This window comes from Acinetobacter sp. YH12152 (assembly GCF_013418285.1).
Classification (GTDB): Bacteria; Pseudomonadota; Gammaproteobacteria; order Pseudomonadales; family Moraxellaceae; genus Acinetobacter; species Acinetobacter amyesii.
In genome coordinates this window covers 1-7638 of sequence record NZ_VPCH01000083.1, presented here as the reverse complement: position 1 = coordinate 7638, position 7638 = coordinate 1, and the positions used below count along the sequence as shown (strand labels likewise).

8 protein-coding genes are annotated in these 7638 nt (G+C 41.3%); 3 read left to right on the top strand and 5 right to left on the bottom strand.

Features of this window, described 5'->3' with window-relative positions; genetic code table 11:
• Window positions 1-140: 140 nt before the first annotated feature.
• The gene (locus FTU83_RS16445; protein WP_373686449.1) at window positions 141-674 is read left to right on the top strand and encodes an Ig-like domain-containing protein; all 534 of its coding nucleotides are present in this window, start codon (window positions 141-143) and stop codon (window positions 672-674) included.
• Between the two features lie 38 nt (window positions 675-712).
• On the top strand, window positions 713-2236 hold the full coding sequence (locus FTU83_RS16440) for an Ig-like domain-containing protein (RefSeq protein ID WP_180107347.1): 1524 nt from the start codon (window positions 713-715) through the stop codon (window positions 2234-2236).
• Between the two features lie 62 nt (window positions 2237-2298).
• Here the strand turns inward: FTU83_RS16440 and FTU83_RS16435 are convergent, their stop codons facing one another.
• On the bottom strand, window positions 2299-2928 hold the full coding sequence (locus tag FTU83_RS16435) for a DUF2238 domain-containing protein (protein WP_180107350.1): 630 nt from the start codon (window positions 2926-2928) through the stop codon (window positions 2299-2301).
• 212 nt (window positions 2929-3140) lie between these two features.
• Here FTU83_RS16435 and FTU83_RS16430 point away from each other — a divergent pair, with 212 nt between their 5' ends.
• On the top strand, window positions 3141-3380 hold the full coding sequence (locus FTU83_RS16430) for a hypothetical protein (protein ID WP_180040618.1): 240 nt from the start codon (window positions 3141-3143) through the stop codon (window positions 3378-3380).
• Between the two features lie 185 nt (window positions 3381-3565).
• Here the strand turns inward: FTU83_RS16430 and purB are convergent, their stop codons facing one another.
• Genes purB through FTU83_RS16410 form a run of 4 tightly spaced genes read right to left on the bottom strand, consistent with a single transcriptional unit; the run spans window position 3566 to window position 7381 of the window.
• Complete coding sequence (purB, locus tag FTU83_RS16425; protein ID WP_168379206.1) at window positions 3566-4954, bottom strand: adenylosuccinate lyase; 1389 nt, start codon at window positions 4952-4954, stop codon at window positions 3566-3568.
• A gap of 56 nt (window positions 4955-5010) precedes the next feature.
• On the bottom strand, window positions 5011-5742 hold the full coding sequence (hflD, locus tag FTU83_RS16420) for a high frequency lysogenization protein HflD (RefSeq protein ID WP_078190181.1): 732 nt from the start codon (window positions 5740-5742) through the stop codon (window positions 5011-5013).
• A 12-nt stretch (window positions 5743-5754) separates the two neighbouring features.
• Window positions 5755-6891: a tRNA 2-thiouridine(34) synthase MnmA gene (gene mnmA, locus FTU83_RS16415; RefSeq protein WP_168379207.1), complete on the bottom strand. Its 1137-nt coding sequence runs from the start codon at window positions 6889-6891 to the stop codon at window positions 5755-5757.
• Window positions 6892-6895: 4 nt separating this feature from the next.
• Window positions 6896-7381 (bottom strand): NUDIX hydrolase, encoded by a 486-nt coding sequence (locus FTU83_RS16410; protein WP_078190179.1) that lies wholly within the window; start codon window positions 7379-7381, stop codon window positions 6896-6898.
• Window positions 7382-7638 lie beyond the last annotated feature (257 nt).

Here is a 7638-nt window from a genome sequence, read left to right as displayed (position 1 = left end):
TAATCATCGAAGAATTCAAAAGGGTTTGGGTTTTAAGACACCAAATCAAATGGCCGAAGACTTTTATAAGTTGGCTGCCTAGAATCTCCCAAGGGAAAGTCTCCTGATAATTCAGCGTATATCAGTTAGAACTCAAGCCAATCGATATTCAATCGATCCATCGAGTAGGGAATCAATGTGTGATTACCCTGAAAAATGGTCAAAAAATTGTGATTGATGATTTTTATACAGCTGACTTTGGTTCTGAAAATTCTTTGCTCGTGCGTAGTGGGCCAGAGCAATTTGAATTGGTTGAAATGGATGTTGATGGCAAAACAATTAGCTATCGTTCTGTGAATGAATTTATGCAACCTTTAGCTGCATCGACTCAATTAAATCAGGCGACAACACCTGTTCAAGCTATGGAAGTTGCAAGTGAAGATGATGGTTCGCCATCGTTACTTAAGGCAGGATTGGCGATCTTAGGTGCAGAAGCGATATACCTGCTGGCATTTGACAAAGAAGATGATAAATCTTCTAGCAATGACAAAACAGCGCCAAGTACGCCAACTGGAAGTTTTGATAGTGACGGAAAAGTCGTGTCCGGCAAGGCGGAAGCAGGTGCAACGGTTTATATCGTAGATGCGAAAGGCAATACGATTGGTCAATCTAAAGCAGATGCTGATGGCAACTAAAAATTACTTTAGATGACGCGATTACAGACGGAAATCGTGTGATTGTGTACGCTAAAGACAAGGCGGGAAATAGTTCTCAATCGACAATATTGACGGGTAGTAAAGATACAATTTCGCCGGACGCTGCAAATGCACAAGTGGATGAAAGCGGTAAGTTTGTCTCAGGTTTTGCCGAAGCGGGTGCAAAAGTCTATGTTTATGCTGCAGATGGCACAACGCTTTTAGGTGGGCCTGTGACTGCGGCAAGTGATGGCAATTTCTCCATTGCATTAAGTAATACTTTAGAAGCGGGTGAGACGGCTAAAGTCATTGTAGAAGATAAAGCTGGCAATAAATCTGAAGCGCAGTCGGTTGAAATGGGCAAAGATACGCTTCGACCTGATCAACCTAAAATTGAAGTGAATAAAGCCGGAACTGAACTGGTTGGTACTGCCGAAGCCAATAGCACCATTCAAATCTTAGATGCAAATTTACAAGTCATCGCCACTACTACGGTAGATGCCAATGGTCAATTTAAACTGACATTGTCTCCAGCGCTGTCGGATAGTAATAAGACAACCATTATTGTGGTCGATGCGGCAGGCAATCAATCGATACCTTTAAATGTCACTGCTGGTACGGATAATACGGCACCCGTTGCACCAACAGCAACAATCAATACAGATGGTACAGAAGTGTCAGGAAGCGCTGAAATTGGTGTCAAAATTACCATTAAAAACAGTGCGGGAAATACGCTTGGTACTGCAACTGTAGGCGACGATGGTCGCTATACGGTGAAATTAAGCAGCGCAATTACGGATAATAATGTTGTCCAAGTGACTGCGACAGATGCGGCTGGCAATAGCTCAAAGAGCACGCAAGTCATTGGGACAAAGGACACTATTGCGCCATCCGCGCCGACATTGACGACGGTGTATGATGATCGCGAGACTACAAAGCTCACCATTAAGCAGGGGGAGAGCACGCAAGATTCCACCCCAAGTTTTGAAGGTAAAGGTGAGGCCAATGCCACGATTACCATTTATAAAAATGGCGTCGTAGTGGCAACTGTCAAAGCAGATACCAGTGGAAAATGGTTGTATACATCAGAGCCTGATTTAGCTGCAGGCAAGTACAGTTATAGTTTTACCCAAACGGATGCGGCTGGAAATACCAGTGCCAAAAGCTCAGCATTTGATTTTACCGTTGAAGCGATGACAGTTGCCAAAGCGAGTTTATTCTTGATCTCAGAAGAACAGGCTTCGGATGAATTACAAGATCAAGCATCAATGTTAACAGATGATAATAGTGTGTTTGATGTACTTGCGCAGCACAGTGTTTCGAGCTTTGGCTTAAACGAAACAAGCTCTTTTATTTCTGATGATCAAATCAATTTGAACGGCTTATTGAGCAATCCTGAACCCAACAATGCTCTTGATGTAATATCAGATGATTCATCTTATTTAAATGCGTCTATTAATCCTGTATCGGGTGGGACAGCAGTTTCGAATGCAGCGTTCCAAACAGCATGGGGCACATTAGATCCGTTAGATCAATCCTTAAATGTGCTACCACTCTATTAATAATTAATACATCCATTCATTAATATAGCGATAAAAAAGCACTCTGATGAGTGCTTTTTTATTTAAGATTTTTTCTGATTAGAATATAAAATGCCACCAGTGATCATCGCACCGAGTGTTGCGAACAGCATATCTTTATGCGCATCCCAAATATCACCTTGTTGCCCATTATAATTTTCAGCTTCTTCGGGTGATAAGCCAATGGCAATCAGCCATTCGATCCATTCATAAAATAAACTGGTCGCCATGACGAACTGTACGACCAATAAAAAGAGTGGTCCTGCTTTTAATTGCGGTAGCCAGATTTGAAATATGCGATAAAAGAACGGGTAGAGCAGCAAACCATAGGCAAGATGTACAAGCCGATCATACATATTCCGGGTCCATCCCATGCTTTGGTCAAGGTTGAAACCTAGGAGAGCTTGTGTCCATTCAGAATAAGGCACATAAGAATATAAATAATGGGCACCAATGACATGAATCAGTAAAAAGCCAAGATACAGACAAACTGTTGTGAAAGTTAGCCCTATTTTATAGAGGAAAACGAGCAACACGATTAGCATAAACGCTGTGCCGATTTGATGGAGGATATACGCTTCCATTTCTAAAGGTTGGATACTGGCGATCACAATGGCAAGAGTTAATAATGCAAAAGCTAAGATGTGCTTAAGTTTTAATTTGAAATCAATCATGAAAAGGCAAAGCTCAAAATTTTTATCGGTGTGCAGTGGTTATAATTCGCGGCAAGTATAGCCATAATGCGATGAAAAGTGTTAGTTAGACGGCGCTAGAATTTGTGCATTATTTTTTCAAATGTCATCAGTTCGCTACTAGGGATAAGTATTTTCAAAAAGATTGTATTAAACTCAGATGTATATCGAAGTTTATATATTTGGACGTGACTATGGCTGTTGTTGAGGCATTTATTGCGACTCAAAATTGTTATTTTAACTATGAGTTTGAAGAACTTAATTTAACATATGATTTTCCAGAAGAGCTCTCTGTGTCTTTGCGCGGCATGATGTTTCGCCATGAGATTCAATATCCCGATACCACATATTATGTTTATTATTCAGATGTTTTAACAGGCTGTGAATTACAAAGGATGAAAGAAGATTGGGCGAAATATTGCCCTGCAGAATAAAATTACGTCTAAATTTTCTATCTCCTTATAGGAGATGAGAATCCTCAGAATATATTCTGAGTTCGCAAGGGGAGAGTTGGATAGTCTAATCTCCTTGCGGAGCATGCACCTCATCTCAAAGAGAGCAGAAGTATTATAAATAAAAAACGAGGCATGAAGCCTCGTTTTTTTTGATCTATCTAAAATTAGATTTTAGAAATAAGATCTTTAATGTTTGCTGCTTGAGTTGATGCATTACCTGTATATGTTGCAGGTGTCATTTCTGCAAGACGTGCACGGTCAGCAGCTGGAACAGCTTCTAATTCGTTACCATTTACGAAATCAACCATCATTTCGCGAGTCATTGCTTGACCACGAGTAAGGGCTTTAAGTTTTTCGTAAGGTTTTTCAACTGCATAACGACGCATAACAGTTTGAATCGGTTCTGCAAGTACTTCTTGCGCATGGTCAAGGTCTTCAAGAATACGTTGAGCATTCAATTCAAGTTTACCAATACCTTTAGAGCAAGCTTCAAAAGCGATCAAGCTTTGTGCAAAACCAACGCCCATGTTACGAAGAACAGTAGAGTCAGTTAAGTCACGCTGCCAGCGAGATACAGGAAGTTTTTCGCCTAAATGCGCAAGTACTGCATTTGCAATACCCAAGTTACCTTCAGAGTTTTCGAAGTCAATTGGGTTTACTTTATGCGGCATAGTTGAAGAACCAACTTCACCTTCTTTTAAACGTTGTTTGAAGAAACCAAGTGAGATGTAGCCCCAAACGTCACGGTTAAAGTCGATCAAAATGGTGTTGAAACGACGTAGCGCATCAAAAAGTTCCGCCATGTAGTCATGTGGTTCGATTTGAGTGGTGTACGGGTTAAATTCTAAACCTAATGATTCAACAAATGCTTGTGAATGCGCAGGCCAGTTAATTTCAGGGTAAGCAGAGTAGTGCGCGTTGTAGTTACCTACTGCACCATTGATTTTACCAAGTAATTCAACTTGTTTGAATTGTTTGATTTGACGTGCAAGGCGGTAAGCCACGTTCGCCATTTCTTTACCCAAAGTTGTTGGGCTTGCAGTTTGACCATGTGTACGAGACAACATTGGTTGTTCAGCGTGTTGTTCAGCCAAAGCAACGATTGAATCGATGATTTGCTGCATTGCTGCAACTAAAACTTCACGGCCATTTTTAAGCATTAAAGCATGAGACAAGTTGTTGATGTCTTCAGATGTACATGCAAAGTGAATGAATTCTCCAGCATTTTTAAGCTCATCGATATGTGCGATTTGCTCTTTTAAGAAGTACTCAACTGCTTTTACGTCATGGTTTGTTGTACGTTCAATTTCTTTAATGCGGTTTGCATTGTCTTCAGAGAAGTTCGCAACAATTGCATCAAGCGCAGCGTTAGTTTCAGCACTGAACGCTGGGACTTCAGTGATTTCAGGACGGTTTGCAAGCGCTTGTAACCAACGCACTTCAACAGTCACACGAGCATGGATTAAACCAAACTCAGAGAGGAAGGGACGTAGAGCATCACATTTGCTTGCGTAACGTCCATCTAATGGAGAAAGTGCGGTTAAAGCGTTCATAGCGATTCCTTAAATTTTGGAATTAAACGTAAAACAAAAAGCCCGTACTGCATCAGTTAAACCACCTGATACTGTAAACGGGCAAGATCTTGAATATCTTGTAGTAGCTTGCGCTTACTGAAAATCATACCCCATGAGCTACCACCGAGCTGACGCCATAAATGTGCCATTTGTAAGCCGGTAAATAAGGTGGCGCGAATGCGATTGGTATGAGAAGTGTCTTTAAATGCTTCGGCATTACCACGAACCATAATACGTGGATTAATTTGGCCTGCAGTTTCAATATAGGTTTGCGCTAAATTGGCAATGATACTTGGATGTAAATAATTATTATCAAAAAAGGAAAGCTGTCTTAGAATTTTTTGTTGGGATTGTTCGATGATTTCGACAAATTTAGGATTGCTATAGACTTTCTTTTCTAACTGCAATAACGCCATCGCATACGTCATGGGTAGCTTAGTATTGGCAAGTTTAGGAAGTCTAGATTTGGGAGATGTATTGAAGGGTTGAGTAATGCTACTTTCTAAGGTTTTTAATCCCAGCGAAATATCCGCCAAGCCACTAAAAAAATCAAGCGTCTGACTAGACTGATTCGACTTAGGACGGATATTTAAACTGGCTTTAATGAGATGTTCAAAATAAAAGTTACCGCTTTCCCCGATACTCTGTTGCCCAGTCAATGCAGTCATGTGGGTCAGCTGTGTCGCTTGAAAAACAGCAGCTAACGCCAATGCACGATTTTGGCGAGTATTCAGAGTCTGAGGCTGTTGAAACGGTAACTCTGTCATCCGAAACAATCCTTATTCAATAAAATCCGGTTTAGGCGCATTGGTATGATGAATCACACCACCCCCTAAACAAACTTCACCGGTGTAGAACACCACACTTTGACCCGGTGTAACAGCACGTTGTGGCTCATCGAATTCGACACGCACACCATTTGGCGCTGTAGGGTCTTTAAATATTGTACAGTCTTGGTCAGGCTGACGATAACGAGTTTTCGCTGTGCAGCGGAAGCCTGATTCAGGAATCTCTTGTTCACCAGCCACCCAATCAATCGCTTCAGACCATAAAATGGTGCTTTGCATGAGTGGATGTTCATGACCTTGACCAACGACTAGGCGATTACCTTCGATATCTTTATGCAGTACAAACCAAGCGCCTTCTTCAGCACCTTTTAGACCACCAAGACCGATGCCACCACGTTGGCCGAGCGTATAGTACATTAAGCCGTGATGTTCACCAACCTCTTTACCAGTGTCTAGGACGATTTTTCCGGGTTGAGCAGGTAAATATTGCTTTAAGAAGTCATTAAATCGACGTTCGCCAATAAAGCAAATTCCTGTTGAATCTTTTTTCTTCGCGGTGATTAGACCTAATTCTTCAGCGATTTTACGCACTTGTGGTTTTTCAATTTCACCCACAGGGAACAAAGTTTTGTTAATTTCACGACCATGCACTGCATGTAGGAAATAGGTTTGGTCTTTGTTGTTGTCTAGACCACGCAGTAGAGGTGCATACTCTTCACCACGTGAATTTTTTAGCGTTTCACCACGGCGGCAATAGTGGCCTGTCGCAATAAAGTCAGCACCTAAGTTGACAGCATGGTCTAGAAATGCGCGGAATTTAATTTCTTTGTTGCAGAGAATATCTGGGTTTGGTGTACGACCTGCGGCATATTCTTCTAAGAAATGCTCAAAGACACGGTCCCAATATTCCATCGCAAAGTTTGCGGTATGAAGTTTGATACCAATTTTGTCACAAACGGCTTGAGCATCGGCAAGATCTTCCATTGCCGTACAGTATTCCGTGCCGTCATCTTCTTCCCAGTTTTTCATGAAAAGACCTTCAACTTGATAACCTTGTTGAAGTAAAAGTGCTGCAGATACAGAAGAATCTACACCACCAGACATACCGACGATGACACGTTGTTGCATAGGATTAAGCATCCAAATTTGAAATTAAGGGAGAATTTTGGTGCTCGTAAATGAGCGATAAAGGAAATTTTTGACCTGAAAGAGCATCTTGCACAGCTTTGATGACTAATGGACTACGCGCACGGGCAGACTCAATGAGTTCATCAAGCGTCATCCATACTGCACCGACAATACCTGTGTCTAATTGTGCATCGGCATGGTGCTGAATGTCTTTAGCTAAGAAACAGAAACGGAAATAAGTACGATCAGGGAACATCGGGGGAGTATAAGTATACATGCCTAGAAGGTTCGTGATTTCTACATCGTGACCTGTTTCTTCCATGGTTTCTCGAATGGCTGCTTCAATAATGGTTTCGCCAGCTTCGACATGGCCTGCAGGTTGATTAAATACAGTATGGGTAACACCTTCTGTATGTTCTTCAACAAATAGGAATTTTCCGTCTTTTTCAACGACTGTCGCAACAGTGACGTGAGCAGTCCAAGCGGTCATAGAAAAGCACCATGGGGTAAAAACGCTATTCTACAAAATTTAGGGAGCGGTGGCTATGGTGAAAATGTTTTAAAACTACAATAGATCTCTTTCATAAATCAAAAAACGATCTTCTTTTTGGTTAATATTAGCACTCCGGATTTCTTAGCATTCGTGCATAATCTGCGGATGAAATACATCGATTCAAACAAGCTTTCTGATCCTCAGTTCAAGCGATACACAGGCATCTCATGGTCAACTTTCTATTTGATGGTTGA